The following is a 26,546-nucleotide window of genomic DNA, read 5'->3' on the forward strand; positions in this document are numbered from 1 at the left end:
CCCATCGCCCTCAAGTGCCGCGAAATTAGGGCGGACGGTGTGCAGCTGGCTAGCCTTTAAAGAGTCCCCGCGACTATCCCGCCCGTTCGTGGAAGAAGTCGTAGATTTTTTTGGCCATATCGGCCGAGATTCCATCGACGGCCTTCAAGTCTTCGACACCGGCGCGTGACACCGCCTTGGCCGAACCGAAGTGTTTCAGAAGCGCCCGCTTACGCGTGGGACCAACGCCCTCGATCTCGTCGAGCGGATTGGCGCCGAGCGATTTCGCACGCTTCGCCCTGTGCGTGCCGATTGCAAACCGATGTGCTTCGTCACGCAGGCGTTGCACGAAGTAGAGCACCGGGTCCTTCGCTTCAAGCATGATCGGCCGGTCGCGCCCCGGAATGTGGAAATGTTCGCGGCCTGCATCGCGATCCGGACCTTTTGCGACACCGATCAATGCAATATCGTGCAATCCGAAGCCGGCCAAGACTTCGCGCGCGACCGAAAGCTGCCCCAGGCCGCCGTCGATCAGGACGAGATCGGGCTTGTCTGGAAACGCGCGTTCGTCTGCGGTGTCATCCGGATCGTCGACAATGGGCGAAAGCGGACCTCCGCTGACGTCTGAGGCAATCTCTTCGACCTCGGTCTCGATCTCGTCCAGCACCTCGGCTTCCGCAATGCGCTTGAAGCGGCGCGTCAGGACCTCGCGCATCATCGCGTAGTCGTCGCCCGGCGTTGTCTCCGGCGACTTGATGTTGAACTTGCGATACTGGCCTTTGACGAACCCCTCCGGCCCCGCGACGATCATGCCGCCGACGGCATTGGTGCCGGAGATATGGCTGTTATCGAAAACCTCGATGCGGCGCGGCACGGCCGCAAGCGAGAACCGCTCCGCCACACCTTCGAGCAGACGCGCCTGCGACGAGCTTTCTGCGAGCTTTCGGCCGAGCGCTTCGCGGGCGTTCGCAAGCGCATGTTCGACGAGCGTCGATTTGGTGCCGCGTGATGGCACGCGAATTTCAACCTTGCGCTCCGCCTTTGTCGTCAACGCTTCGGCCAGCAGTTCGCGGTTCGGGATATCGTGCGAGATCAGGATCAGGCGCGGCACGGGCTTATCGTCGTAAAACTGCGCGATGAAGCTATCGAGTACGTCCTCGACGTTCAGCGAGCGATCCGCTTTCGGATAGTAGGCGCGATTGCCCCAGTTCTGTCCGGTGCGGAAGAAGAACACCTGAATGCATGTCTGTCCGCCGTCCTGGTAGGCGGCGAACACGTCGGCTTCTTCGACGCCTTCCGGATTGATCGACTGATCGGCCGTGACATGCGCCAGCGCCCATAGACGATTGCGATATGTCGCGGCGGTCTCGAATTCGAGCTTCTCTGCGGCTTCCGCCATCAACCGTTGATACATCTCGCGGACCGTCTGGCTTTCGCCGCTGAGAAAGCTTTCCGCTTCATCGACGAGCCGCCCGTAATCGTCGAGGTTGATCTCTCCGGTACACGGCGCCGAGCAACGCTTGATCTGATAGAGCAGGCACGGCCGTGTGCGGCTGTCGTAGACGCTGTCGGAGCACGAGCGCAGCAGAAACGCGCGTTGCAGCATGTTGACGGTGCGGCTGACGGCGCCAGCGGACGCGAACGGTCCAAAGTATCGGCCTTTGCGGTTGCGCGCACCGCGATGCTTCATGACGGCCGGCGCGCCGTGGTCCCGGCTGATGAGAATGTAAGGAAACGACTTGTCGTCGCGCATCAGCACGTTGAAGCGCGGCCGGAAGCGCTTGATGAGGTTCGCCTCAAGCAAAAGCGCCTCGGCTTCGGTGCGTACCGATACGAACTCCATCGACGCCGTCGAAAGGATCATCCGTGCGATGCGGTTCGTATGGCCATTGAGACGGGCGTAATTCGAGACGCGGGCTTTGAGCGACCTCGCCTTGCCGACATAGATCACCTCGCCGTCCGTATCGAGCATTCGATATACGCCGGGGCTCGGCGGCAGCAGCTTGAGATAAGCCCCAATGACCTCGGGCCCTGTCTTTGCGGGCGTTTCCGGGGAGGATGTCAATGTCGCGGGTTCTTCGGTCATGGCGCACCTAAAATTGGGCCGCCGCCAAGGTCAAGCAAGGCATTGCATGCTGCGCCACAAAATCACCATGCCGAGGGCGTGGTGTCCAATTTCATTGAAAGTTCAGGGAACAACGATGCGCCGAGGGGGGCGTCATGCGTCGCGTCATCGCCATTCTTGGCTTAGCTTGGCTCATTTTGCTGCCGGCGTTCGCGGTGGCGAGACCCGTGAAAGTGAATGATTTCACACTTGCCGGACCTGCTAGAAATTCCGCCGTTGCGAAACACACGAAAGGCAAGTCTCAGAAGCCGTTTCAGAATTCGCAAGAGCTACTCAAGTGGATCAACGATTATCGCAAGAATCCTGATCCTCAACGTCTGCCGCTAGCCGTGAAGGCAATGTCGGATTTCGGCGTGACGAGGGATACTGATCAGTCCGGCGTCTACATCGGCTTCGTCGCCGGCGTGCTGGGCGCTAACCCAAAGATCGCCGACGAACTGATAACGAAGATGTTTCCGCTCCCGCCGGAAGATCAGGTGCTCGTGATCAAGGGCATCGCGTATTCTGGCCTGCCGCGTTGGCGCGATACCCTGAAGAAATACGTCGAGCGTATGCCGGCCCGCAGAGTGCTGATCGAGAAGTATCTCTACGGCAACAAGCCGACGCTGACGGAGATGTCGATCAAGGATGACTCCAGCGTTATCGATTTGAATTGGGGCTATTACTTCGCGACCGGCTGGGAAGCGCCAGTCCGGCGCATTGTGACCGCGCTCGAATTATCGCTCGATAAGGACAAGGTCGATTATCTGACAATCGGCGCGATGGCGAAGTGGACGCTGGCGCAAAACGCCGCTCGCAACGATGACTTGCTGCGAATGTTGAAAAAGATTTCGACAGACGTCGATCCCAAACTGCGCAAGCCGCTTGCCGAAGTGATCGACGCGGCCGAGTCCTATGAGCTCGCCAAGCTGCGCAAGGATGCACTGGCGTCGATCGACCAGCTCAAAGCTCAGGGTCCTGAGAGCCTTCGCAATTACAACTGGTGGGGTCAGGCCGGGCAGACTGTGCTGGCGCTCGGCTGTGTCGCTGCCGGTGCGCTGGGACAGGTTGAGGTCGGCATTCCCTGCGTCATAGGCGGTGCGGCATCAACAGCTGCGCTTAAGTATCTTGCGCCGACATCGACGCCTTAATACGGGCGCGCGAACGGCGCCTCACTTGTCCTCAGGACAATTGACCTTGGCGTCGATCAGCGCCGATTCCGGTGACGCATATTCGCCGACGATCTCGGCACCGACTGCTTCCGTGCGGGCGTAGGCGTCGAACATCGGCTTTTCGAAACCGTCCATGATCGTCAGCGCCGTGTATTGAACTTCATCGCCGGAGCGTGAGCGGATCAGCAGTGTTTTCTTGCCGCCGTAGCTCGCTGTCAGAACCTTGCAGTGCGCTGCGGGCGCGTTTTCCGCGGCCTTCGCCGCGGCGCCAAGCTCCGCCGGGAGCGGACCGCCGAGAGGTGACGGCTGGGGCGGCTCCGGCGCGATACGGAACGTCGGCAGCCACGGCAGGAAACTTGAGCTTTCGCTGTTCTCTGCAACTTGCTCTGTCGCTGGCGGCGCGGGAGCCACGGCTGGAGCAGCGTCCGCTCCTTCCTTGGCAATAGTCGTCTCGTGCGTGACTTCGGTCGTTGCAACCCAAGCCGATGTCGAAGTGTGGGCGCTCGCCAAGTGCGACGCCGTTTTCGACTTTCGCGCTAGTTTGCGAACTTTCGCTTTTTTCAGTGCATGTTTCGGGGTTTTCACCGCGGGCTTTTTCGGAGCCACCGCGGCGGGATGGGCATGATGGACCGGTGCAGCCGGTTGTTTCTTCGATTTCACGCCCAGGGGCGGGACTTCGGGCCCGGCGTTGTCGTCTTCGGGTACTGGTCCGCCAAGTCCGGACGGCGGCCGGAACGGATACCGCCATTCACGCCGGATCTGTAACGGTGCGGGCGGCGGCACGTCGCTTTCCGCTGCTTGCGCCGGCTGGTCGCAATAGCGCGCGCGGAACAACCCGGCGACGATGTCGATCGACTTGCCGTAAGCGCGGTCTGCAGCCCATCGGCGCGCGAGATCGCCGAACGTCACCGGCCGTCCGAGCCGTTGGGCGAGTTTGATGATGTCGTCTTGATTTTCGCGTGTCCGCTTGGCAACCGGCGCCGCGAGACGTTCGCCCGAATAGGCGACGAGATGCTGGATCTGCGCGTGTACGCCGGTCTTCACATCCGCGAAGCGCTCGCCGCGCACGCCGCCGCCGGTCGCACCGATGCCTGCAAAATTGTTTTGGTTTTCACGAACGTCGCCGCGCTGTCCATCGCCCCGGCGATAGGACAGATAGTTCGTCTCCAGCACCATCTGATAGAACGCATAGTCCCACCGCACGTGCCAGCCTTCGCCGAAATATTTGTACCAGCGCGCGATTTCGCGGAAGCGCGGGTCAACGTGCGGATTGCGCTCGGCCACAAAAGCCATGAGGCGTTCCGGAGTGACGCAGGCCGGAACCTGATTTTGCGCACTCGTCCTGATCGGAGGCGCGGCTTTGGCACCGCTCGTCGTCAGGACGAACAGTGCCGATGCCAGGGCGGCGGTTAGATTCCGGAATGGAAGCGGCTTTGGTGTCGCCATCAAATAAGGCCCTCTGCGACGGTTTCTCTTCGCGATCAACCGTCAGGGCAGAGTTCGAAGGCCTTATCGAGGGCTTGCGATGGGTTCGAATATTCGCCAACGGTCACGCCGCCCTTCGCGTACGCTGCAATGTAGGCTGCAGCCTCGCGTTTTTCGGAGCCTTCGTTGACGTCAAGCACCGTATAATTTTCCTGCGCATCCGCTTTGGCGCGGATAATAACCGAGTGGCCGCCGCCATAGCTCGCCGTCCAGACTTTGCACTTCGGCTTTACGCCTGCAGCCGGGATCATCATCGCGGTCTTGGTGCCGCTGGACACTTTCGCGGCAGCAGACTGCTTCTTGTTCGTCTTCGACTTCAACGGCTCGACCTGAGCAGAGGTATCAGCAGTCGCGGCTTCATCGTCGGGCGACGTCGAGGCGTTGATGACCTTGAACGACGTTGTCGACGTATTGGCGGCCGGTTCGCCGACGGCGGGTGCATTATCCGCCGGCGGGATCAGCGATTCAGCGCCGAGGCCAGAACGCTCGAACGAACCGGATTTCCGCGCTTCTTCTACCGCGCGCTTGGCGAGTGCCGCGCCGGAAATATAGGGACCCGTGTTAGCCGAGCTGTCGTCGGCCGAGGCGACTTGCGTTGACGTGGTGTCCGCAGGCGGCGTCTGCGCGGCAACCTTCGTGCCGCCGCCCGGCTGGGCGAGGGCCATCAGTTCAGGCTGCGGATCAGGGCCGCGGCATGGGCTGCCGTAGAATGCTTCGACGAGCCCTGCGATTTCGCGGCTGTAGCGCCGCGAGCCGGGCGCCCATTGCTTTGCAAGCTGATCGTAGGTGACAGGACCGTGCAGTGATTTCTGCCAGTCCGTCAGAATACCCCACTCCTGAACCTTCCGCGTGCGCTCGGCGACCGGATTGTCGATGTGTTCGCCGGCGTACATCAAGAGATGCTGCAGATGGGCTTCGACGCCCGTCGCGACATTCGGAAAGCTTTCGCCGGGCACATTCTTGCCCGTGGCGCCCATGCCGGCGAAGTTGTTTTGCGTCGCCTTGACGTCGCCTTTGAACGTCAGGTTGCCGGTTTCGAGCATCATCTGGAAGAAAGCGATATCCCAGCGAATTTTAAGCTCGTTGCCGATCCGCATGTAATCAGCGGCAATCGTCTGAAATTTCGGATCGAGATCGCGATTGCGGCTTTCGAGAAAGCCCATCAAGCGTCCAGGCGTGGCGCACACCGGGACCTTGTTCTTTGCGCTGATCTCGACCTGAGGAAGTCCCGCAGCCTTTACAGGCAGCGACATGGCAGCCAGTGGCACGGCTGCAGCCAAAGCGAACGCAAAAGGCGTCCGAACGCGGCGAAGCATGGTTACACCCATTTGCACGCGGCACCCCCTGTCGAGGCGCCCAACAGAACTATTAACGTTCGTAGGCGCTTAACGTTAAAAAAGTGTTTATGAGCCCCCCATTTGGACCCGATTCAAAGGTCGCCAAGTATTTGGGCAGTAATGAGAACAGCGCGCGGTGACATTGCGGCGGGGCTGGGGCATTGCCGCGCAACGACGGGCTCATTTGTGCCTCAAGTCAGATGTTGTCCGCCGTCGAGGGCGATCATCTGGCCGGTGAGGGACGGCGTCGCAAGAATGAATCGCACGGCGGCGGCGATCTCATCGGTAGAGGCGCCGCGCCCGAGCAATGTCGATCGGCTCTCGCGCTCGAAATCATCGTCTGTCTGGTGAATGCTGCGCAAAACGGGGCCGGGACCGATGGCGTTCACGCGAACCCGGGGCGCGAGCGCTTGCGCCAGCGTTCGCGTCGCCGTCCAGAGGCCCGCCTTCGAGATCGTGTAGGAAAAGAAGTCCTGCGTCAGATTCCAAACGCGCTGGTCGATGATGTTGATGATGTTTCCTTCGCAACCCTCTGGCAGACCCGCGGCAATCGCTTGAGCCAAAAACACCGGCGCTTTGAGATTGATGCCGAGGTGGAGATCCCAAGTCGCGTTATCGAGATTCTGAACCGTGTCGGGCAGAAACTCGGACGCGTTATTGATAAGCACGGTCGGCGAGCCGAATACGCGCTCGACGTCGGCAACGAGGGCGCGTGGCGCTTCTGAATCGATCAGATCGGCTTGAAACGCTTGCGCACGGCCGCCGTTCGACTCGATTTCCTCGACCAGCAGCAGGGCCGCTGGCGCCGATTTCCGGTAATGAATCGCAATCGTCCATCCCGCGCGCGAAAGATCGAGGGCGAGCGCACGTCCAATGCGCCGCGCCGCGCCGGTAATGAGGACGGTACCGGGGGGATTGTCGGGGTGATTCATGTCTTTGACGGCTTATGTGCGAGCGAAACTGAGTGCGTTGTAACTGCCACAGATAATTCCTGACGAGACGTCATAACGAAGCGTGTTCAGATAGTTTCTCATTTGGTGTTCAATTTGCTTTTGCTTTTTGCAAGGTGCCTTTAAGTTGGCTTTTGCCGCAGCACTGACGTGCTTAATTTCAAGGCATATCGACAACGCACAGGCTTCTTCTCTCGGCAGCGTTGCACACAGGTAACATACGCCTGGCAAGTCACACAGTGTTGCTCCTAATCGCTTGTGCGGTCCCATCAAAAAAGTTTTCCTAATCTCAGAGCGGTTGAGAGTCGCGTTGTCCGCAATAGAGCGGGTGTTGCGAGCCGCAGATCTGGGACGGGGGTTGTCTTATGAAGAATATCAGAAGTTTCTTGGGCGCTGCAGGCGTGGCGGCTGTCGCCGCGCTGGGCATGTCGACGGCAGCGCTCGCCGATGACGACGGGGCGAACAAGTTCGGCTACTCGATCACCATCTCGGGCACCTCGGACTACATGTTCCGTGGTATCTCGTTCACGAACGAAGATCCGGCCTTCCAGCCGTTTATCGAATTCACCTACGGCAATCCTAACCTGACCTGGTACTTGGATTTCTGGGGTTCGAATATCGCCGATCCGTACGGCCCGTTCGAGTTGGATATGTACGCAGGTGTCCGTCCTGTGACCGGTCCGGTCAACTGGGACTTCGGTATCCTGTACTATACGTATCCGAACAACTCGATCCCTGGCTCGAGCAACGGCGACTACCTCGAACTTAAAGCCGCGGCGTCTATCACGCCGATCACCAACTTTACGACCGGTCTCACGCTGTACTACACGCCGGATCAGGGCGGCAACTACAACGAAACCTGGACGATCGAAGGCAACGCGTCCTACACGCTGCCGAACTTCTACATGTTCACGCCGGTTGTCAGCGGCGTTGTCGGTTATACCGATACCGGCATGTCTTCCACGAGCGCCGACTTCATCGGCGTCGGTCTGGGCCAGAAGGATTACACCTACTGGAACGCTGGTCTGAAGCTGTCGGTCGACAAGTACTTCATGGACTTCCGGTACTGGGATACGAACATCAGCAAGAACGCTGCTGACGGCTTTGATAACAATCTGGCCGACTCGCGTTTCGTCTTCACGGCTGGCGTAAACCTCCCGTAATCACGTAAGTAAAACAGACCCTAATCCCGTCGCAGATGGCCGGAGCCTTCCTCAGGGCTCCGGTTCCATTTTGTGGCGGGATTGCTCTTTATGCAGATAATGTTTTTCACCAAGCGAATTGCTCAAGGCCGCTTGAGAATTGCCGCAACTCAGCTCAGAGATTGTAGTGAGGTTTCTGGCATCGTGCGGTCCGGTCCGTGCTCCTAACGGTCATTGCTCTCGTTTCTCTGACCACTATTGCCGCCGCGACCATCATCGTGCCGCGGCTCGTGCCGCATCATGTCCGCCTTGCCGATAATCCAGACCGACCGCGCGCCTTCGGGCACGATATGGCTTGGCTTGCGATCAAATCAAACGATCGGGCGGCCGTAGCGGCGGCGCTCGGACTTGTCCGGCTTCGGCCTGCCAACTGGAATTCTGGCGTAGGTGCAATTTACGATTCGGAGATCTCGAACGGGCTCGTTTTCATCGGCCCGCCGATCAAGGGCTGGACGCTCGTCGCTGCCGAGTCGCTTCCTATTCCGTCCAGTGAGTCGTTTATCGATAAGATGACGCCGCTGCTTCGGCATCTCGCGATCGAATTCCCAGCCGTTCAGTATTTCGCGTCATTCCCGATCATCGACTTCTACGCCTGGGCGCGCTTTGAAAAGGGCCGGCGCGTCCGGGCCTTTGCGGTTGGCGATGGGGGCGTGATCTGGAATGCCGGCAATCTGTCGCAAGAAGAACGCCAGCTCGGCCTGTCGTTCATCGAAATCAGGGGCATCCGCGACCGCCACGGAGACCTCGGCGGCGAGCTACAGCTCTACCCGACCGAAGAGCACGTCTCCGCGATTTCCGGCGGCTGGAGCATCAATCCTATGGCGATCGAATCGCTGCGAGCGCCGACCAGCGTCGGCTGGATCGCCGATGCACCGCGTTCCTGGCGGCCTGAGCGCATTCGCAAGGTTGCCTGACGGCAACCACGCGAGGAGAGCGGGAAAGGGCACGGCGCGCCTCGTTGGCCGACGCCAATCACACGACCTTCGAAGCTTCACTGCGTGCTGCGCCCGTAATTGTAATTCATCTGCGGCCCCGGCAGATGGTCGCCGCCTTGTGCATTGTTTCCCGGTGGCGTCGGCAACTGGATCTGCTGTTGGTTCTGCCAGTTGCGCGCCGTCGAGCGGGCTGGCGGCACGAAGACTTGGTTGGCCGTGCAGAGATTGCGTCGCGTTTCGTTCTGGCCGCAACGGCGCGGTGCGCCGTCCTTCGTCAGGCAAAGCCGCACTTCCCGCAGCATGCCGCCTGCGCCGCCGCAGACGACGGTCATCATATCGGGACTGAATTGAGGGTTGGCCTGCAGGAAGACTCGTTTGACGTCGGCCGCCGACAGGATCTGCGACTCAAACGGATTGTTGAAGCGCTCAGGAATGTTGATGCCGTCGAACAGGCGGCGTGCCAGCGCGAAGTACTGCATCGGGTTGAGACCCGAGCATGTCCCGTGGGCGCGGTACTCGTGAATGACCAAGCCACGGCTAGGCATGATGTCGAGCATGTTGTTGATCACGGGATCAGGAACGAACGGCCGCCTCGGAAGGCGGCAGTTCGACGGATAGCCGCTGTCATACTGCGGCCAGAGACCATGCAACACGAACGAGTGGCGACGGCCGTCGCGGCGATTGCACTGCGTGTCGTCATCGCGTCCCTGGTCGGAGCAGTAGGTCGGGCTCCATGAGAGAACCAGCGCGTAGTAGTCAAACTGGCCCGGAACGTTTCGCTGGTCGCTATCGTCGTCGGAGTTCTCGTTCCAACGGTCGTCGTCGTTGTACGCCTGTTTGTTTCGGGCATCGCGGCCGGAGAGATTGGAATTTCCGTTGCCGCTCGTACCGGCGCTGGATCCTGTTGTTCCTTTGCCACCGTCGGCGGTGCGGCCGGGCAACGGATATATCTCGGGCCGCTCGCTCATAAAGTGGGCAAAGTAAGCGCCAAGAGCCACGAGCACTAAAACCGTCAGAAATAAATGAGGTTTGAGCATTTCTCTTTCTCTGACATCGCACGCAAGATGCGGCGTGAGCGGACGGTTTCGGTAGCCTCACGTACCAGGTTTGGCGAGCGCTGCAAGAATACGCGCCCAGCTCCGCGCACCCTTCTCGAAGCTTCGGATATTGTATTTCTCGTTGGGCGAATGAATGCGGTCGTCGTCCAATCCGAAGCCGACCATCAGGCTGTCCATGCCAAGCGCATCGCGGAACGAAGAGACAATCGGGATCGAGGCGCCGCTGCCCATCAGCACCGTGGGCTTGCCCCATTCTTCTTCCAGCGCCTTGGCCGCCGCGCGCATCGTCGGGTCGTTGGTATCGAACATGATCGCGCCTGAGCCGTGATGGCCGAGCCAGGTCGCCTTGCAGTCGGCTGGAATAAGCGTCGCGACGTAATCGCGGATCGATTTCATGACGTGCTCGGGATCTTGGCCGGACACCAATCGGCACGTGATCTTCACCGAGGCTTTCGCCGGGATCACGGTCTTCGAGCCGATGCCCTGGTAGCCGCCCGTCACACCGTTGAATTCAAGCGTCGGGCGCGACCACAGTTGCTCAATGACGGAGCGGCCTTTCTCGCCTGCAGGCACTGACAATCCAACCGAGCCGAGGAACGACTGCGCGCGCACGCCAAGTGCCTGCCACTGCGCGAGCTGCTCTGCTGTCGGCTCTTGAACGCCGTCGTAGAATCCCGGAACGGCGATCTTGCCGGTATCGTCGTGGAGTGCGGCCATCACCTTCGCCAGCACGCGAATGGGGTTCGCGACGGGGCCGCCGTAGATGCCCGAATGCAGATCGCGCGTCGGTCCGGTAATGACGAGTTCGTCGCCGACAAGTCCGCGCAGCATCGTCGTGATGGCAGGGGTGTCCTTGTCCCATTGTCCCGTGTCACAGACCAGAACGAGATCGGCCTTGAGTTCATCGCCGTGCGAGGCGAGGAACGCCGGCAGCGACGGCGAGCCGCACTCTTCTTCGCCCTCGATCAACACCGAGACGGCGATCGGCAATTCGCCCGCGACCTTCTTCCAGGCCCGCGCCGCTTCGAAAAAGGTCATGAGCTGACCTTTGTTGTCTTCTGCGCCGCGCGCCACGATCACCTCGCCGTTGACGAGATCGCTTTCGATCCGCGGCTCGAACGGCGGCGTTTTCCAGAGGTCGAGAGGATCCGGCGGCTGCACGTCGTAATGTCCGTAGAACAGGACGTGCGGCATGTTGGGGTCGCGCTTCGGCCGGTCGTGCGCCACGACCATCGGATGGCCGCTTGTTGGCACAACCTTGGCTTCCGCAAAGCCGATGTCTTTTAACGTCGCCGCGCACCATTCCGCAGCCCTGAGGCAACTCGCCTTGTGGCCGGGATCGGTCGAGATGCTGTCGATGCGCAGAAGCTGGAACAATCGGTCAAGTCCGGCCGATTTTGACTGGCCCAAGGTATCGAGAACGGTTTCGAGCTTGCTCATTGCGACAGACTTTCCGACGTGTTGCCAGCGGGGCAGGATCAGGCGGCGCTAGGAATGCGGGGCCTCATTTGCTATGGCACCTCTCCCTGACGCCCATCACTCCTGAAAGGAATGATGGGCAGTAAAAAGACCGCATCGGAGGTCTGATGGCACAGCCGAACGCCGACGGCAAAAAGAAATGGGTTTACGCTTTCGTACCTGGAAGGGCCGAAGGCAGCGCCGAGATGTCCGAACTGCTGGGCGGTAAGGGTGCCAATCTTGCCGAGATGGCGGCGCTCGACCTTCCCGTGCCGCCCGGATTCACGATCACGACCGAGGTTTGTAAGGCTTTCTTTGCCGCAGGCCACCAGCTGCCGGAAGAGCTGAAAGGCGAGGTGCTCCAGGCGCTCGACGCCGTCGGCGAGACCGTGTCGGCCAAATTCGGCGACGAGACGCGGCCGCTGCTCGTTTCCGTCCGCTCCGGCTCGCGTGCGTCGATGCCCGGCATGATGGATACGATCCTCAATCTCGGTTTGAACGATAAAACGGTCGAAGGGCTCGCCGCGCTGACTGGCGACCCGCGCTTCGCGTTCGACAGCTATCGCCGCTTCATTCAAATGTACGGCGACGTCGTCCTGGGTGTCGATCACGGTGCGTTCGAAGATATTCTCGAAAATTTCAAGAACCTGAACGGCTTCGCCGCCGACACCGACCTCGACGCCGAAGCCTGGCACGAAATCATTGCCGACTATAAGGCCGCGATAGAGCGCGAGCACGGCGCGCCGTTTCCGCAGGACACCAGCGAGCAGCTCTGGGGCGCCATCGCCGCCGTCTTCAATTCCTGGGACAATCCGCGCGCGGAGACGTATCGCCGGCTGCATGACATTCCTGAGGATTGGGGGACCGCCGTCACCGTTCAGGCAATGGTTTTCGGCAACCTGGGTGACAACTCCGCGACAGGCGTCGCCTTCACGCGAAACCCATCGACGGGCGAGAAAGAAATCTTCGGCGAGTATCTTCCCAATGCCCAGGGTGAAGATGTCGTCGCCGGCATTCGCACCCCGCACGCGTTGACGAAAAAGAGCGCAGCCGGTGAGGCCGAGACGTCGCTAGAAGTCGCGATGCCCGACGTCTTTGCCGAACTCAAGAACATCTTCGACCGCCTGGAACGCCATTATCGCGACATGCAGGACGTCGAGTTCACTGTCCAGATCGGCAGGCTCTGGATTCTGCAGACGCGGTCTGGAAAGCGCACGACGGAAGCCGCGCTCCGCGTTGCCGTCGATCTGGCGGCAGAAGGCCTGATCTCACAGGATGAAGCCATTCTGCGCGTCGAGCCCGCGCAGCTCGATCAATTGCTGCACCCCGCGATCGACCCGTCGGCCGACCATGACCTGATCGCCAAAGGCTTGCCCGCGTCTCCTGGTGCCGCATCCGGAGAAATCGTTTTCCATTCTGAAATGGCCGAGGCGCTGAAGGCTAAGGGCCGCGACGTCATCCTCGTGCGCTCCGAGACGAGCCCGGAAGACGTTCACGGCATGCACGCAGCCGTCGGGGTTTTGACGGCGCGAGGCGGCATGACGAGCCACGCCGCCGTCGTCGCGCGCGGCATGGGCCGGCCCTGCGTCTCTGGCGCCGGAACCCTTCGCATCGATGCCAACGCCGGCACCATGCGGGCCGGCACGCGTACCTTCAAATCCGGCGACATCATCTCGATCGACGGCAGCTCCGGCCGCGTCTACGCGGGCAAAGCCAAGATGCTGCCGCCGCAGCTTTCCGGCACGTTCGCGACCGTCATGGAATGGGCGGACAAGACGCGACGCATGAAAGTGCGCACCAACGCTGACACGCCGCGCGATGCCCGTCAGGCCCGCGCGTTCGGCGCCGAAGGCATCGGACTCTGCCGTACCGAGCATATGTTCTTCGAGGAAAAGCGCATTCTTGCCGTCCGCGAGATGATTTGCGCGGAAGACGAAGAGGGCCGCCAGCAGGCGCTCGACAAGCTGCTTCCCGTCCAGCGCGCCGACTTCGAAGAGCTGTTCGAGATCATGGCGGGATTGCCGGTCACGATCCGCTTGCTCGATCCGCCGCTGCACGAATTCCTGCCGCACGAAGATCGCGAGGCCGCGCAGGTCGCGGCCGCGTTGGGCATGGATCTGATGCGCCTGAAAGCCCGCGTCGCCGAGCTTGAGGAATTCAACCCGATGCTTGGGTTCCGTGGCTGCCGTCTCGGCATCAAGTTTCCTGAGATCACGCGTATGCAAACGCGCGCCATCTTCGAAGCGGCGATCAATGCGCAGAAGAAAACGGGCGACGCGGTCCATCCCGAAATCATGATCCCGTTCATCGCCTATCGTCGCGAGCTCGATATTCTGCGCGACGTCATCACGGCGACTGCAAAGGCCGTGGAAGAGGAGACGGGCGTCACCATTCCCTACGCCGTCGGCACGATGATTGAGTTGCCTCGCGCGGCGTTACGCGCCGCCGATATCGCTGCAGGCGAGAAAGGGGCCGACTTCTTCTCCTTCGGCACCAACGACATGACGCAGACTGTGCTCGGCCTGTCGCGCGATGACGCCGCGCCAATTCTATCGAACTACCTTGAGCACGAAGTCATCACGACCGATCCGTTCGTTTCGATCGATCAGCTCGGCGTCGGCGAATTGGTGAAAATCGGTGTTGATCGCGGCCGGTCCGTCAAGCCAGGCATCAAGACTGGCATCTGCGGCGAACACGGCGGCGATCCGAGGTCGATCTACTTCTTCGAAACGGTCAATCTCGACTACGTATCGTGCTCGCCGTATCGCGTGCCGATCGCGCGTTTGGCAGCAGCACAGGCAGCGATCCGCAGGAAACGGCGCGAGCAGGCGGCGTCCTAGAGCGGCCCGTTTTCGTGCCTGTCGATTTCATCGAGTGTCGGCCGGCGCGGCCGCGGACCCTTGTTTCGCGGCAAGAGCAGCAGCCAAAGTGCGAACGGCGGCACCAGGAAGCTCCACGCTGTCCAGTACGACAGATCGCGATTCTTGATGCCTGCGAGGACGGCCGCAAAGACCGAGGCTGCGATTGCGATCCCGCCCCAAAGCACGATCCATTGCATTGCCATCGACATGCCGATTCTCCCAAACCCGCGCCCGAGACTCAGAGTTTCTACCACAGTCAGCCAGATGCGAGCCGACTATGGCGAATTCAAGCAGGGCGGCCGGAACTCTTTTGCGGTGCCGAGATGAAATCAAGTCCCAGGTCGAGAACGGGCGCCGAATGCGTCAGCGCACCGACCGAAATCAAATCAACGCCGCTTGCGGCAATTTCCTTGACGGTATCGAGGTTAACGCCGCCCGAGGCTTCGGTCAGGCAGCGCCCGGCGACCGTCGCGACGGCCGCTCGCAATCCCTGCGGGGTCATGTTGTCGAGCAGCACGCAATCGACTTTTTCCCGCATGACGACGTCAAGCTGTTCGAGCGTGTCGACCTCGACTTCGATCTTCGTCATATGACCGGCCGCGTCGCGGGCAGCCTTGATCGCCTCGGCGACACCACCGGCGGCGACGATGTGATTGTCTTTGATGAGGATGGCGTCGAATAGCCCGAAGCGATGGTTGTGGCCGCCGCCGCAGCGCACCGCGTATTTTTCGAAGACGCGAAGTCCGGGCGTTGTCTTGCGCGTATCGACGATTTTCGCCTTCGTTCCTGCCGTCGCTTCGACATAGCGCCGCGTCAGTGTTGCGATCCCGCACATTCGGCCCATGAAATTGAGGGCGACGCGCTCGGCCGTGAGAATGGCGCGGGCATTGCCGCTAATCCGGGCAACCGTATCGTCGGCAACGATGCTTGCTCCGTCGTCGATATCGACCTCAAAACTGCAATCGGGATCGAGTTCCCGGAATGCTGCTTCGGCGAGCGCGATCCCTGCAACGACGCCGGGCGTTCGCGCCACAAGCAGCGCATCCGCACGAACGTCGGCACGGACGGTCGCATTCGTTGTAATGTCGCCGCTGAGGCCGAGATCTTCGGCAAGCGCAGCGCGAACGGCGGTGAGAACAAGATTATGGGAAAGCATCATTGGCGAACTTGCGGGACTTTGATCATGAGCATGCGGCCAGGGGTGGCGCCGCGGAGCGTTGTTTTGCGGAGTCATCCATCGTATCGAGGTCGGCGAGCGTTATGAACGTACGCTGCGCGAGAGCTGGATTGGTTTGCGGATAGTCGACGCGATAGTGGCCGCCACGGCTCTCCTTGCGAAGCAGCGCTGCCGCCGTAATCAATCGCGCGGCCAGCAGCATGTTGGATAGTACGCGATCATTGGCGTTGCTCTTCTCGAGCGCTTTCAGTTCGGCGAGTGCCCTTTTTAGACCGCGACTGGAGCGTTGAACGCCAACGTGCGTCGTCATGATATTGCGCAGCGTCTGCATCGCTTCCTTCCGCGAGGCAGTATCCGCCGCCCGCCCGCTGCCGGGAATGCGGTGCGGCACCACGAAATGCCCGACGCGATCATGCGGAAGCAGCTTGCGGATATCGTTCGCGACACGCGCGCCAAAGACGACGGCTTCCAGTAACGAATTTGAAGCCAGCCGGTTGGCGCCGTGAAGGCCCGTCGATGCAACCTCGCCGACGGCCCAAAGACCCGTAAGGCTCGTGCGGCCACGCGCGTCAGTTGCAATGCCGCCCATGTGATAGTGCTCGGCCGGAGCAACCGGAATAAGATCCTTCGACGGATCAATGCCGGCGCGCTGGCAATGTCCCCAGACGGTCGGAAATTCTTTTTCGAAATGCATGCCGATCGCAGCACGGCAGTCGAGATAGACACGGCGTCCGGCAGCGAGTTCGTTATAGACGCCGCGCGCAACGACATCTCGTGGGGCAAGCTCTCCGCGTGGATCAATGGACAGCATGAAGCGCTCGCCGTCCGAATTGACAAGCGTCGCACCTTCGCCGCGCAATGCTTCCGTCGCCAGCGGAGCGGGATCGATGCCCGCATCGATTGCAGTCGGATGGAACTGCACGAATTCCGGATCGGCAATAACCGCACCGGCGCGCGCCGCCATCGCCAGCGCTTCACCTTTGGCGTAGGAGGGGTTTGTCGTCAGTGCGAACAACGCGCCGACGCCGCCCGTTGCCAGCACCACCGCCGAAGCAGGCACGAAGGCATAGCGGCCGTTGCCAAGCGCTGTCGGACGGATCAGCCGAACGCCTTCGATGCGGCCATCGGCGACGATGAGATCATCCGCTTCGTAACCTTCCAGTACACGGATTGACGGCGTTGCGCGAACCGCTGCGATAAGCGCCTGCATGATCGCCGCGCCCGCCTTGTCGCCGGAGACGCGCACGACGCGCTTTTCCGAATGCGCTGCTTCCTTCGAAAGCACGTAATGGCCTTCGAGATCGCGATCGAACGGCACGCCATAGCCAAGCAGATCGCGAATGCGATCGGGACCTTCCTCCGCAACGAGGCGCGCGACGTCCGGATCGACGATCCCGGCCCCCGCCTCGATCGTATCGGCCGCATGCTTTGCCGTGCTGTCACCTTCGCCGACAGCGGCAGCGATGCCGCCTTGCGCCCACATGCTCGATGCGCCCTCGCCGAGGGGCGCCGCGGCAATCACCGTCACAGGCAGCGGCGCAAGCTTCAATGCCGTAAACAGACCCGCAAGCCCGGCCCCGATAATGGCGACGTCACCGGGGCCGGGCTCGCCCGTGAAGCCTTTGAAGTCCGTTACGGAATAGCGCTTCTTGTGTGCGGCCATTGAATTGCCCTCCTGGGCGAAGTTGACCCCGGCGCTTCGTTCGTTCTCAATTCGTCAGATTGACCATACGCTCGACCGCACGGCGCGCACGGGCAGCGATATCGGGATCGACCGTCACCTCATGCTGCATATGCACGAGGCTGTCGTAGATGTTTTCCAGGCTGATGCGCTTCATGTGCGGGCAGAGATTGCACGGCCGGATGAACTCGACCTCGGGCGCCTCAACGGCCACATTCGACGCCATCGAGCATTCCGTGACGAGCATCACCTTGCGCGGATGTTCGTCTTTCACCCACTTAATCATGCCGGACGTCGAACCCGTAAAGTCCGCCGCCGCGATGACATCGGGCGGACATTCCGGATGCGCGATGATCTTAAGACCCGGCTCGTCTGCGCGCATGCGTTGAAGCTCCTCGCCCGTGAAACGCTCGTGCACCTCGCACGAACCTTTCCACGTGATCACTTCGACGTTGGTCTGAGATTGCACCCATTTCGCCAGATACTGGTCGGGTATGCACAGGACGCGCGGCACGCCGAGGCTCTCGACGACTTTCACGGCGTTCGCCGATGTGCAGGTGATATCGCATTCCGCTTTCACAGCCGCCGACGTGTTGACGTAGGTCACGATCGGCACGCCCGGATAAGCTTCGCGAAGCATGCGAACGTCTTCCGGTGTGATCGACGAGGCCAACGAACAGCCCGCATGCATATCAGGTATGAGAACCGTTTTTTCCGGGGACAACAGCTTCGATGTTTCCGCCATGAAGTGCACGCCGGCCTGCACGATCACCTTTGCGTCGACGCGCGCCGCTTCTTTTGCGAGCTGCAGCGAGTCGCCGCGAAAATCCGAAACGCAGTGGAAGATCTCCGGCGTCATGTAGTTGTGCGCCAGGATGACGGCGTTCCGCTGAACTTTGAGTTCGTTGATCGCCTTGATCAGCGGCGCGTAGTAGGGCCACTCCATCGGCGTGATGACGTGCTTCACGCGCGCATAAAGCGGCGCCATCTCCTTTTCGAGGGCAGGCGACCACGAATAGGGCAACGGCTTCCGAGCTTTCTCGCGGGTCGCGGAAGCAGGAGCCAATGTCGAAACCGCAGAAACCATTCTTCGTGCCCTCCACATATGCTCGAAGAGAGCATATTTAGCTTACGAAACGCGCCGGCAAACCTGCCGTGCACACCTCACGCAGGAATGCTCAAAAAGAGCATTCCTGAACGTGTTTAAAATAATAGAGTTGAGAACGAATTTCTAGGGCGGGGGTTCCGCCCCAGATATGCGACGAAAGTCGGATCAGTTCCGGCTTGGCGGCGCTGACACCCGAACGCCGGGAGCAGGGCGCTCCAAAAGCACTTCGCGACGGAACCGGAAAAGCTTGGCCGGGCGGCCGCCGGTGCGCGTCTTGACGTCTCCCGTGGGCTCGACAAGGCCCGCGCCTTCAACCAGGCGCCGAAAGTTCTGCTTGTGCAGATGCGGGCCGAGAATGGCTTCCACGGTCTTCTGCAGCTCATACAGCGTGAACTCGTCCGGCATCAGTTCGAATACGACCGGGCGATACTTGATCTTGGCGCGTGTACGGCTGATCGCTGTCGCCAGGATCCGCCGATGATCGGCCTGCATCGGCAGACCGAGTTTTGGACGATCCGTCCACTCGCGCGCAGCCGCTCGATCGTCGCGCAGTGCTTCCTCGGCAAGACCTGCCTCGTAAAGCAGTTCGAACCGCTCAAGCACTTTCTCTTCGTCCCAGGCGGTGCCGTCGAGACCAAAGCAGATCCGCGCGCGATCTGCACGCGCGATCGTCGGCTGGGACGTGGCGGCATTGCCGGACGACCGTTCGGCCCATGCCTTGAGACGTGGCTCGATATCCCGGGCGATGATCTCCGGGCGGCCACGGCGCCAGTCTTCCCATGGGAAATACTGATACCAGCTACGCCACAGACCATCGGTCAGTCCATGGTGGCCGATCGCCTGCGTTAAGGCGAGATAGCCGATCGAGATGAAATGCGGAGCCGTATCGCCCGGTTCGGGATGGCGGCCGCGATCGGCGAACGTATAGAGCTGCTCGGCATATCCGAGTTCCAAACCAGTTTGGTCTTGAACCCAGGATCTAAGCCCACTCTCGAGCGTGCGATGCGCACGCGGATTAAATGGCCCGTACGGCAGCATGTCCGTAGCGCCAATGCTGTCCGGCTCGGCACGGACGACCAGCGCCACAGGCTCATTGTCAGACACGGCGACGATCGCCGCGTTCAAGCCAATCCCGACAGACGGCTCATGATCCTGCTCATCTTCAGGAGCTCGCTGAGACTTGTCGGGCGTCGGTTTTCTCCGGCCAGAAAGTTCCATGTTCATGTGTATCTTCCCCGTGCTCCCCATGAGGCGAGCTAGTCGCCGATCATGGCGATTTTCAGATAAGCCTCTGAATGAAAACCGCGAAACAGCCCCAAAAACGCCAGATTGTCAGTGCGGCAACAATTCCGCGAACTTGGCAAGAAAGAGTGTTTGGGCATCACTCGCCGATACGGGTTTTAATACGGCCAGGGCGTTATGAAGTTCCGTTGGTAAATTCGGAATTTCAAAAAAAGTTTCCGCTTCCGACTTTTCGAAGCCCGCTAAACGAGTTGCTTCGTAGTAGGCCGCAACCGTATCCGCCTGTTTAATCGCGCCTGCTGCGCTAAGGCTTAGTTCTCGAATTCCGAACCGGCAATAGATCGCTTGGAGGAGTTTGTGTTCGAAGGCCTTATAGTCCAGGCCGATTGCCGTTTTGAACGGACTAATAAGATCACCAATGACGTACTCTGGCGCGTCGTGCAAAAGCGCCGCAAGCAGTTCATTATGCGTGTATTCTGGCTGCAGCGCATGAACGATGTCGGTGACGATAAGGCTATGCTGTGCGACCGAGAATGCATAGGAGCCTTGCGTCTGCCCATTCCATCGCGCGACGCGGGCCAAGCCGTGTGCAATGTCTTCGATCTCGATGTCTTTGGGGTCGGGTGAGAGCAGATCGAGCCGCCGGCCGGAGAGCATTCGTTGCCAAGCGCGCGGTTTCGACTGGTTTGATGACGTCATAATCCGGGGATCTTGAGTTTCTTTTGAAGCTTCGCGCACTGATCATATCGAAAGCACGTCACGAGATGATCATTGACCATGCCTGTCGACTGCATGAAGGCGTAGAGCGTGGTCGATCCGACGAAGCGGAAGCCATCGGCCTTCAGAGCCTTGCTCATTCGTTTTGAGACGTCGGTCTCGGTGCGAATGTCCTTTGAGGATGTTATCTCGTTGACGATAGGTCGGCCATCAAGAAAACCCCACAGATATTGCGAAAACGGCGCGTGCTCCGACAACGTGAGAAATGCCTGCGCATTCGAGATCGTAGCTTCGATCTTGGCGCGGTTTCGGATGATGCCTTCGTTCTTCATTAACCGCTCGACGTCGCGCGCTGTGTAGCGCGAGATGCGCTCGGCATCGAAATTATGAAACGCAGCGCGGAAATTCTCGCGCTTGCGCAAAATGGTGATCCACGACAGGCCCGCTTGAAAGCCTTCCAGCACGAGCTTTTCAAACAGCGCACGATCATCAGTCATCGGCACGCCCCACTCTTCGTCGTGGTAGCGGATGTAGTCCGCGTCAGTGCCGGCCCACGTGCAGCGATGGATCTCTTTCGCCGCCATTACGATATCGGCCGTGTCGATTGGGATGCTCGCGCAGCGGCCGCGGAGCGATAGCGGTTCATCGCATCCTCATCGGGAGCAATCGCAATTCCGCCCGCCGTCAACGGAAGACTTTTCTGCTCTCCCTCGATAACGCGATCCAGCCGAAGCATCGCAATTGCATTTGTTCCGTCCGCCGTTCCGACACGTCCGACAGAAATATCGCCGAGAAGAATTTCCGAATTGGGCTCCAGCGGTGCGTTAGCGGAGATTTTGACGGCGCGCTTACGCACCAGTGTTTTGTTTTGCATCCGCGCGACCACTTCCTGCCCGATGAAACAGCCTTTGGTAAAGGACACGCCATTGAGCAAATCGAAATCGGCTTCATGCGGATAAGCATCGCCGAATTCGTAGTCTTTGCCACCTTCGGGAATTCCGTATTCAATGCGAAGTGCGTCGTAGGCGAGGCGCGAATCACCCTCCGATTCTGCGCCATCGGACGACAAAAAATTTTCATGAGGGCTGGCCAAAAGTCTTAGGCCGATGCCCCGATGACGCGGGTCCGGGAACGAAATGCCGCGCCCTTCCGCGAGCATTTTCGAATCAGCTCCCCACAGCGCGAAGACTTTGAAAGAATCCGAAACATCCGTGATCGTGACGTCGGCGCGGAGTTTATACATCGCCATCCGCTTGGCGAGTTCGGCCGCCTTGGCCCGCGCGACGTCGAGCAGATAGCCGTCGCCGTGGCGGACGACAAAAAAGTCGAAGAGAATTTTGCCCTGAGGGGCGAGCAGGGCGGCGTGCCGGGCCTCCCCCTCAGCGAGGCCCTGGAGATCGTTGGTCACCAGCCCCTGGAGCAGCTTTTCGCTGTCGGCGCCGGTCACGCTGACGACACCGCGGTCGGCAAGTCGCGCTATCTTTGCGGCAGACATCGGCTCACGCTCGGTTGCAAACGGAAAGAGAGTTACGTATGCGGGGTTCCGCTTGATGGCAAGACTGAGGAGTTCCCCGACATGGCTGAGACGTTCGACCTCGTGATCCGCGGTGCGACCGTCGTCAACCATGACGGCGAGGGCATTCGCGACATCGCCATATCGGGCGGCCGGATCGCGGCAATCGGCGAGCTGGGCTCGGTGTCCGCGCCTGAGATCATCGAAGCCCAGGGCCTGCACATTCTGCCGGGCGTCATTGATACTCAGGTCCATTTCCGCGAGCCGGGCCTGGAGCATAAGGAAGACTTGGCGACAGGCAGCCGCGCAGCTGTCGCAGGTGGCGTCACGGCCGTTTTCGAGATGCCGAACACCAAGCCGCTGACGACGAGCGCCGAGATGCTGGCCGACAAGGTGCGCCGCGCCCGTCACCGCATGTTCTGCGACTTCGCCTTCTTCGTCGGCGGCACGCGCGACAACATCGCCGACATCCCCGATTTCGAGAAGCTCGAAGGCTCGGCCGGCATGAAGGTCTTCATGGGCTCGTCGACCGGCGATCTTCTGGTCGATGACGGCGTCTCGCTAGACAAGATCATCGCCAGGATCTCGCGCCGTGCGTCGTTTCATGCCGAAGACGAGGCGCGGCTGAAATCGCGGATGCATTTGCGCCGCAAAGGCGATCCGTCTTCGCATCCCGAATGGCGTGACCCCGAGGCTGCTCTGATCGCAACCAAGAAGCTCGTCGGCCTTGCTGAGAAGCACGGCAAGCGCGTCCACGTTCTGCACGTCTCGACGGCGGACGAAATGGACTTCCTGAAGCATCACAAGAATTACGCGACCGTAGAAGTCACGCCGCACCATCTCACGCTCGAAGGCCCCGAGTGTTACGAACGCCTCGGCACCTATGTGCAGATGAACCCGCCCGTTCGCGACGCGCGCCATCGTGCAGCGATCTGGGCCGCGCTCGAGTCCGGCGTCGTCGATGTGCTCGGCTCCGACCACGCCCCGCACACACGCGAAGAAAAAGACCACGTCTATCCCGATACGCATTCGGGCATGACGGGCGTGCAGACGCTGGTGCCGATCATGCTTGACCACGTCAATGCCGGGCGCTTGTCGCTTCAGCGCTTCGTCGATTTGACGAGCCACGGCCCGCAGCGCCTGTTCGGCATTCGCGGCAAGGGCCGCATCGCTGTCGGCTACGATGCCGACCTGACCGTCGTTGATTTAAGCCGCACAGAGACGATCTCGAACGCCTGGATCGAGAGCCGTGCCGCCTGGACGCCGTACGATGGCGTCCAGGTGAAGGGCTGGCCGGTCGGGACGTTCGTCCGCGGCCGGAAGGTGATGTGGGAAGGCGAGATTGTCAGTCCCGCCCATGGAGAGCCCGTCGGCTTTCTCGAAGGTTACCCCGGCTAAGCCGCCAAGGTTCAGCCGTCGCGGTCCGCAACGCGCGACAGGTTCCCCGGCAGCCGCTTCAGGACGTACACCGTCGTCCCGACATCGGCGATGCTTGCGAGATGCATCACGTTGGCGTTCGTCATGCGGATGCAGCCCGACGAGGATGCCGTCCCGATCGACGACGCATCGTTCGTGCCATGAATGCGATAGAGCGTGTTGCCGAGATAGAGCGCCATGGCGCCGAGTGGATTGCGCACGCCGCCCGACATCCGGACCGGAAGTCCAGGCTTTCGAGCCCGCATTTCAGCAGGCGGAATCCAGTCGGGCCACGCAACCTTCTTCGAGATCTTTTCCGTGCCCGACCAAGCAAAGCCCTGCTTGCCGACGGCGATCGGATAACGGTAGGCGGCTTTCGACGACAGCACGTAGTAGAGGTGCCGCCCGGCCGTATCGATAATGATCGAACCCGGCGCATAGCCGCTGCGGAACGAAACCTTCGGCGGCGCCTTGGCCGCGATGCGCGGCTGGCCGCCGCCCGTCAGCGATTGCTTGTTGTCGGCGCGCTCGTCGTCTTCATCGTCGTCATGCGACTTTTGCGGGCGGCCCCAGTCCCAGCCCATGCCGAACAGAGCTTGGCTGTTGTCGGCATCGGTTTTCGCACTGGGCTTGCGGGCGAATTTTTTCGGCGGAACGTAGCCGTACGTTTCGTCGGCCGGATGAAAGGCATAGGCCGGTGCGGCCAGGACGCAGCCAAAAATAATGGCCGCCAAAAGCGACAAACGTTTCATGAAACTAGACCCTCGCTCTCACGTAAAATGTGACAAGCGGAATACAGTCAAGCCGCGGCGGTGACCACCCCTCTGCGGCAATTGGACGGTATATGCAAGCTAAGCAACGGAAAGCACCAACAGATTAGGTGCCCTTCCTAAACAGCGTCCATGTCCCATCGGCTGAAATCACGATGCGCCACCACAGCCAGCGCTTCTTCTTGCGCATTTCCGCGGCGAGTTCTGGTGTCACCAGTCGATAGAGATCGACTTGTTCGGCCGGTGTCAGCTTGTCGAGCTGGCGCGTCGAGAGATATGGCCAGACGTAGATCAGATTATTCTCGATGTCGTTGCCGAACGGCAGTGTCGACGGCGGCATGTCCAGCATTTCGACGATCGCCGCGAGCGTATCGCGGCCCAGTGGATCAGCCGACCTGTCTTTCAAAACTTTAATGGGATCGGAGCGTGGCGAGATGCCGAGATCGGGAATGTTGCCGCTGACCTCGAAGGCCGATTGCAACTCGTTGATATCGCCCGAGCGCGCCGCCGTTAGGATTGCGTCGCGCACATCGGCCACATGATCGGGAAGCTTTGGACCGCGAACACCTTCCGCGTGCGCCCTTGAGACATAGACAAGCGCGCCGGCCGCAACTACGAGTAGGAGAGTGCGCGCCATTGTCGTCAAGGACGCTGACGGGACCAACTGCTGATGTCTTTTCCACACCGCTCGGGGGAGCGCTTGCCATCGCTGCTGCTGCGCTTTCCTCCCGTTCCGATCGATGCGGAGGATGCGCGTCTGCCTGCCGCCGCTGGTGAAGTCCACTTCCGACATCGAGCTTCTGCCCCTTGCTGAGTTACATCCCCAATCCGCTCATCATTCCGGTCGGCCTGATTGTCGGAATGCTCATTGCGGCCCCGGTCGGCCCTGTCAACGTTCTGTGCATCCAGCGGGCGATCGAACGCGGCTTTTGGGGCGGCATAGCGGCCGGCATCGGCTCGGTGACGGGAGACGCCCTGATCGCGTTGTGCGCTGGCCTGGGCGTCGGCTCAATCTCAGGCGTCGTCGAAACGCATCGCGCCGTGATCCAGGTGGTCGGCGGCGTCGCGCTGGTGGCGTTCGGAATGCGTCTTTATTTCAGCGCCCCGCGGCTCAAACTGGACACTGATGGTTCTTCTGCCCGTTTGAAGGATTTTGTCTGGGACATCCCGCAGACTTTTTTTCTGACGATCACCAATCCGGGAGCCGTCCTCGGGCTTTTCGCGGTTTTCGGAGGCATCAGCACGTTCGTCGAGGTTCACTCGACGATCGATGTGCTTCTTCTGGTAGCGGCAATTGCCAGTGGCAGCATGCTGTGGTGGGTCGCGCTCTCGAACCTGATCGGGCGCTACCGTCACCACATCGATCTGCGCATGCTCAACCGCATCAACCGGATCGCGGGCCTGCTGCTCGCGATCTTCGGTGCGGTGCTGATCGCTGAAGTCATCTGGAAGGCTGGACGTTTCTGACGCCGCTTCCCCGATTGCGGCGCTTTACTGGTCGCGCCGCGCCAGCGTGAATTCCCCCTCGACGACGCGCTTCTCCAGACCGCGCGTCAAATGAATGACGGCGTCCTCGCCATAGATCGCGACGAGATCGGTGAGCGCAGTGAACAGAGCCGCGTAGGCCATCTGCTGCGGCTCAACGCCGGTATCCACCCCTTCATCCCAAGCAGCGAGGATTAGATCGAGCGCCTTTAACGTCGGATTTTTCGTATCGAGATCCTCGAAACACTGCATACCGTTTACAATCCTTCCCTCAACCCTGACCGCCACGCACGGGCGGCCCCCATCCATTGTCACCTAGCACGACAATTTGCGGTAGGTCGTAGCTGCCACTATTCACAGTAAACCGGCGAGAAACGATATGCGCCTCTCGCGACCGGCCCCGCTGACCTTTTAGTTGGGGAAAGCCTTCAGCATCCCATCCGAAAGCTCAGACCCTTCCGACAGAAATCGCGTGATGGCCGTTTGTGCCGACGGGCTGCAGGTATTGTAGGTTCGGCTGTAGCTGCGATACCCCTGGTTGAAGGCACGCGTGAGTTTCGCGCGTCGCAGCGCCGTCGAGCCTTCGGCATTCATCAAGTCATGCATGCGGTCGCGCCAGTATTGGCCTTCGTTGGCACCGCAGAGTTCGCGAAGATAGTGAATGGCGCCAAGAATTTCGGAAAGCCGCATCAGGCGGTCGTCATAGGGCTTGCTGTCGGATGCTGCAAATGCTTGCCCGCCGGCTGCTGGCAGCGCCAGCATCAGCATAACAAGGTATTGGCAGAGCTTGCGGCAGTGGCGTTTCACGCGGGCGTCCAACACGTTGAGGTTCGCTCAATCAAAGCCGTCCCTGGCGGCGAATCCGTCAACGCTTATAGTCCGGAATCATAAGGCAT

General features: G+C 60.6%; 24 protein-coding genes. 6 read left to right on the forward strand and 18 right to left on the reverse strand.

The genetic code is table 11. The features are described 5' to 3' along the window. Window positions 1–73: 73 nt before the first annotated feature. Window positions 74–2,065: an excinuclease ABC subunit UvrC gene (uvrC, locus tag RLW55_RS11420; RefSeq protein WP_423414253.1), complete on the reverse strand. Its 1,992-nt coding sequence runs from the start codon at window positions 2,063–2,065 to the stop codon at window positions 74–76. A gap of 134 nt (window positions 2,066–2,199) precedes the next feature. Here uvrC and RLW55_RS11425 point away from each other — a divergent pair, with 134 nt between their 5' ends. Then, window positions 2,200–3,234: a hypothetical protein gene (locus tag RLW55_RS11425; RefSeq protein WP_423414254.1), complete on the forward strand. Its 1,035-nt coding sequence runs from the start codon at window positions 2,200–2,202 to the stop codon at window positions 3,232–3,234. Between the two features lie 21 nt (window positions 3,235–3,255). Here the strand turns inward: RLW55_RS11425 and RLW55_RS11430 are convergent, their stop codons facing one another. The 3 genes from RLW55_RS11430 to RLW55_RS11440 form a co-directional block, all read right to left on the reverse strand. After that, window positions 3,256–4,701, reverse strand: coding sequence for a hypothetical protein (locus RLW55_RS11430; protein ID WP_423414255.1), 1,446 nt, complete (start codon window positions 4,699–4,701; stop codon window positions 3,256–3,258). Window positions 4,702–4,736: 35 nt separating this feature from the next. Next, window positions 4,737–6,056 (reverse strand): glucosaminidase domain-containing protein, encoded by a 1,320-nt coding sequence (locus RLW55_RS11435; protein WP_423414256.1) that lies wholly within the window; start codon window positions 6,054–6,056, stop codon window positions 4,737–4,739. Between the two features lie 212 nt (window positions 6,057–6,268). Continuing rightward, entirely contained in the window at window positions 6,269–7,009 is a 741-nt protein-coding gene (locus RLW55_RS11440; protein WP_409560668.1) for an SDR family oxidoreductase, read from the reverse strand. Window positions 7,010–7,392: 383 nt separating this feature from the next. Between RLW55_RS11440 and RLW55_RS11445 the strand changes: the two genes are divergently transcribed. Continuing rightward, window positions 7,393–8,190: a TorF family putative porin gene (locus RLW55_RS11445; RefSeq protein ID WP_423414257.1), complete on the forward strand. Its 798-nt coding sequence runs from the start codon at window positions 7,393–7,395 to the stop codon at window positions 8,188–8,190. A gap of 197 nt (window positions 8,191–8,387) precedes the next feature. Beyond that, complete coding sequence (locus RLW55_RS11450) at window positions 8,388–9,143, forward strand: hypothetical protein (RefSeq protein ID WP_423414258.1); 756 nt, start codon at window positions 8,388–8,390, stop codon at window positions 9,141–9,143. A gap of 77 nt (window positions 9,144–9,220) precedes the next feature. On the opposite strand, the gene RLW55_RS11455 is transcribed toward RLW55_RS11450, so the two are convergent. Beyond that, window positions 9,221–10,201 (reverse strand): ribonuclease T2 family protein, encoded by a 981-nt coding sequence (locus tag RLW55_RS11455; protein WP_423414259.1) that lies wholly within the window; start codon window positions 10,199–10,201, stop codon window positions 9,221–9,223. A gap of 57 nt (window positions 10,202–10,258) precedes the next feature. Continuing rightward, entirely contained in the window at window positions 10,259–11,662 is a 1,404-nt protein-coding gene (locus RLW55_RS11460) for a dipeptidase (RefSeq protein ID WP_414463275.1), read from the reverse strand. 146 nt (window positions 11,663–11,808) lie between these two features. Here RLW55_RS11460 and ppdK point away from each other — a divergent pair, with 146 nt between their 5' ends. Continuing rightward, a complete protein-coding gene (gene ppdK / locus RLW55_RS11465; RefSeq protein ID WP_423414260.1) occupies window positions 11,809–14,520 on the forward strand; it encodes a pyruvate, phosphate dikinase in 2,712 nt (903 codons plus the stop codon). On the opposite strand, the gene RLW55_RS11470 is transcribed toward ppdK, so the two are convergent. From RLW55_RS11470 to RLW55_RS11505, 8 genes are all read right to left on the reverse strand, one after another. Then, window positions 14,517–14,750, reverse strand: coding sequence for a hypothetical protein (locus RLW55_RS11470; RefSeq protein WP_409560662.1), 234 nt, complete (start codon window positions 14,748–14,750; stop codon window positions 14,517–14,519). The two genes, ppdK and RLW55_RS11470, sit on opposite strands and share 4 nt — an antisense overlap. Before the next feature lie 77 nt (window positions 14,751–14,827). Next, complete coding sequence (gene nadC, locus RLW55_RS11475; RefSeq protein WP_423414261.1) at window positions 14,828–15,700, reverse strand: carboxylating nicotinate-nucleotide diphosphorylase; 873 nt, start codon at window positions 15,698–15,700, stop codon at window positions 14,828–14,830. A gap of 22 nt (window positions 15,701–15,722) precedes the next feature. Further along, on the reverse strand, window positions 15,723–17,381 hold the full coding sequence (locus RLW55_RS11480) for an L-aspartate oxidase (protein ID WP_423414262.1): 1,659 nt from the start codon (window positions 17,379–17,381) through the stop codon (window positions 15,723–15,725). Between the two features lie 46 nt (window positions 17,382–17,427). Then, on the reverse strand, window positions 17,428–18,486 hold the full coding sequence (gene nadA, locus RLW55_RS11485; protein ID WP_423414263.1) for a quinolinate synthase NadA: 1,059 nt from the start codon (window positions 18,484–18,486) through the stop codon (window positions 17,428–17,430). A gap of 186 nt (window positions 18,487–18,672) precedes the next feature. Beyond that, window positions 18,673–19,731, reverse strand: a complete 1,059-nt coding sequence (locus RLW55_RS11490) for an NUDIX hydrolase (RefSeq protein ID WP_414463270.1) — start codon at window positions 19,729–19,731, stop codon at window positions 18,673–18,675. A gap of 108 nt (window positions 19,732–19,839) precedes the next feature. Further along, window positions 19,840–20,448, reverse strand: a complete 609-nt coding sequence (locus RLW55_RS11495; protein ID WP_414464643.1) for a hydrolase — start codon at window positions 20,446–20,448, stop codon at window positions 19,840–19,842. After that, window positions 20,445–21,050 (reverse strand): DNA-3-methyladenine glycosylase I, encoded by a 606-nt coding sequence (locus RLW55_RS11500; protein ID WP_414463269.1) that lies wholly within the window; start codon window positions 21,048–21,050, stop codon window positions 20,445–20,447. The genes RLW55_RS11495 and RLW55_RS11500 overlap by 4 nt, the downstream gene beginning before the upstream one ends. Further along, window positions 21,050–21,961, reverse strand: coding sequence for a YgfZ/GcvT domain-containing protein (locus RLW55_RS11505; protein WP_409560657.1), 912 nt, complete (start codon window positions 21,959–21,961; stop codon window positions 21,050–21,052). The genes RLW55_RS11500 and RLW55_RS11505 overlap by 1 nt, the downstream gene beginning before the upstream one ends. Before the next feature lie 81 nt (window positions 21,962–22,042). On the opposite strand from RLW55_RS11505, the gene RLW55_RS11510 reads away from it, so the two are divergent. Next, window positions 22,043–23,377, forward strand: coding sequence for a dihydroorotase (locus RLW55_RS11510; RefSeq protein ID WP_423414264.1), 1,335 nt, complete (start codon window positions 22,043–22,045; stop codon window positions 23,375–23,377). An 11-nt stretch (window positions 23,378–23,388) separates the two neighbouring features. On the opposite strand, the gene RLW55_RS11515 is transcribed toward RLW55_RS11510, so the two are convergent. Together RLW55_RS11515 and RLW55_RS11520 are read right to left on the reverse strand one after the other, a co-directional pair. Continuing rightward, window positions 23,389–24,147 carry a L,D-transpeptidase gene (locus tag RLW55_RS11515; RefSeq protein ID WP_409560655.1) on the reverse strand — a complete coding sequence of 253 codons (759 nt, stop codon included), beginning with the start codon at window positions 24,145–24,147 and terminating at the stop codon, window positions 23,389–23,391. 124 nt (window positions 24,148–24,271) lie between these two features. Next, window positions 24,272–24,802 carry a hypothetical protein gene (locus RLW55_RS11520; RefSeq protein WP_409560654.1) on the reverse strand — a complete coding sequence of 177 codons (531 nt, stop codon included), beginning with the start codon at window positions 24,800–24,802 and terminating at the stop codon, window positions 24,272–24,274. Window positions 24,803–24,972: 170 nt separating this feature from the next. Between RLW55_RS11520 and RLW55_RS11525 the strand changes: the two genes are divergently transcribed. Then, entirely contained in the window at window positions 24,973–25,632 is a 660-nt protein-coding gene (locus RLW55_RS11525) for a LysE family translocator (protein ID WP_409560653.1), read from the forward strand. Between the two features lie 24 nt (window positions 25,633–25,656). Here RLW55_RS11525 and RLW55_RS11530 read toward each other — a convergent pair whose 3' ends face one another. Next, window positions 25,657–25,902 carry a hypothetical protein gene (locus RLW55_RS11530; RefSeq protein ID WP_013948581.1) on the reverse strand — a complete coding sequence of 82 codons (246 nt, stop codon included), beginning with the start codon at window positions 25,900–25,902 and terminating at the stop codon, window positions 25,657–25,659. Between the two features lie 159 nt (window positions 25,903–26,061). Next, window positions 26,062–26,472, reverse strand: coding sequence for a TIGR02301 family protein (locus RLW55_RS11535; protein ID WP_423414265.1), 411 nt, complete (start codon window positions 26,470–26,472; stop codon window positions 26,062–26,064). Window positions 26,473–26,546: the final 74 nt, after the last annotated feature.

The organism is Hyphomicrobium sp. B1 (assembly GCF_049532635.1).
In the GTDB taxonomy this organism is placed as follows: Bacteria; Pseudomonadota; Alphaproteobacteria; order Rhizobiales; family Hyphomicrobiaceae; genus Hyphomicrobium_B.

Bases quoted from the DNA above. Each gene is read 5' to 3' on its own strand.
- RLW55_RS11440 (WP_409560668.1), bottom strand. From the start codon at position 7,009: ATGAATCACCCCGACAATCCCCCCGGTACCGTCCTCATTACCGGCGCG.
- RLW55_RS11455 (WP_423414259.1), bottom strand. From the start codon at position 10,201: ATGCTCAAACCTCATTTATTTCTGACGGTTTTAGTGCTCGTGGCTCTT.
- RLW55_RS11530 (WP_013948581.1), bottom strand. From the start codon at position 25,902: ATGCAGTGTTTCGAGGATCTCGATACGAAAAATCCGACGTTAAAGGCG.
- RLW55_RS11505 (WP_409560657.1), bottom strand. From the start codon at position 21,961: ATGTCTGCCGCAAAGATAGCGCGACTTGCCGACCGCGGTGTCGTCAGC.
- RLW55_RS11510 (WP_423414264.1), top strand. From the start codon at position 22,043: ATGGCTGAGACGTTCGACCTCGTGATCCGCGGTGCGACCGTCGTCAAC.
- RLW55_RS11425 (WP_423414254.1), top strand. From the start codon at position 2,200: ATGCGTCGCGTCATCGCCATTCTTGGCTTAGCTTGGCTCATTTTGCTG.
- uvrC (WP_423414253.1), bottom strand. From the start codon at position 2,065: ATGACCGAAGAACCCGCGACATTGACATCCTCCCCGGAAACGCCCGCA.
- RLW55_RS11495 (WP_414464643.1), bottom strand. From the start codon at position 20,448: ATGACGTCATCAAACCAGTCGAAACCGCGCGCTTGGCAACGAATGCTC.
- RLW55_RS11515 (WP_409560655.1), bottom strand. From the start codon at position 24,147: ATGAAACGTTTGTCGCTTTTGGCGGCCATTATTTTTGGCTGCGTCCTG.
- RLW55_RS11445 (WP_423414257.1), top strand. From the start codon at position 7,393: ATGAAGAATATCAGAAGTTTCTTGGGCGCTGCAGGCGTGGCGGCTGTC.
- RLW55_RS11520 (WP_409560654.1), bottom strand. From the start codon at position 24,802: ATGGCGCGCACTCTCCTACTCGTAGTTGCGGCCGGCGCGCTTGTCTAT.
- nadA (WP_423414263.1), bottom strand. From the start codon at position 18,486: ATGGTTTCTGCGGTTTCGACATTGGCTCCTGCTTCCGCGACCCGCGAG.
- RLW55_RS11500 (WP_414463269.1), bottom strand. From the start codon at position 21,050: ATGGCGGCGAAAGAGATCCATCGCTGCACGTGGGCCGGCACTGACGCG.
- RLW55_RS11470 (WP_409560662.1), bottom strand. From the start codon at position 14,750: ATGTCGATGGCAATGCAATGGATCGTGCTTTGGGGCGGGATCGCAATC.
- ppdK (WP_423414260.1), top strand. From the start codon at position 11,809: ATGGCACAGCCGAACGCCGACGGCAAAAAGAAATGGGTTTACGCTTTC.
- RLW55_RS11480 (WP_423414262.1), bottom strand. From the start codon at position 17,381: ATGGCCGCACACAAGAAGCGCTATTCCGTAACGGACTTCAAAGGCTTC.
- RLW55_RS11460 (WP_414463275.1), bottom strand. From the start codon at position 11,662: ATGAGCAAGCTCGAAACCGTTCTCGATACCTTGGGCCAGTCAAAATCG.
- RLW55_RS11435 (WP_423414256.1), bottom strand. From the start codon at position 6,056: ATGCTTCGCCGCGTTCGGACGCCTTTTGCGTTCGCTTTGGCTGCAGCC.
- nadC (WP_423414261.1), bottom strand. From the start codon at position 15,700: ATGATGCTTTCCCATAATCTTGTTCTCACCGCCGTTCGCGCTGCGCTT.
- RLW55_RS11490 (WP_414463270.1), bottom strand. From the start codon at position 19,731: ATGAACATGGAACTTTCTGGCCGGAGAAAACCGACGCCCGACAAGTCT.
- RLW55_RS11430 (WP_423414255.1), bottom strand. From the start codon at position 4,701: ATGGCGACACCAAAGCCGCTTCCATTCCGGAATCTAACCGCCGCCCTG.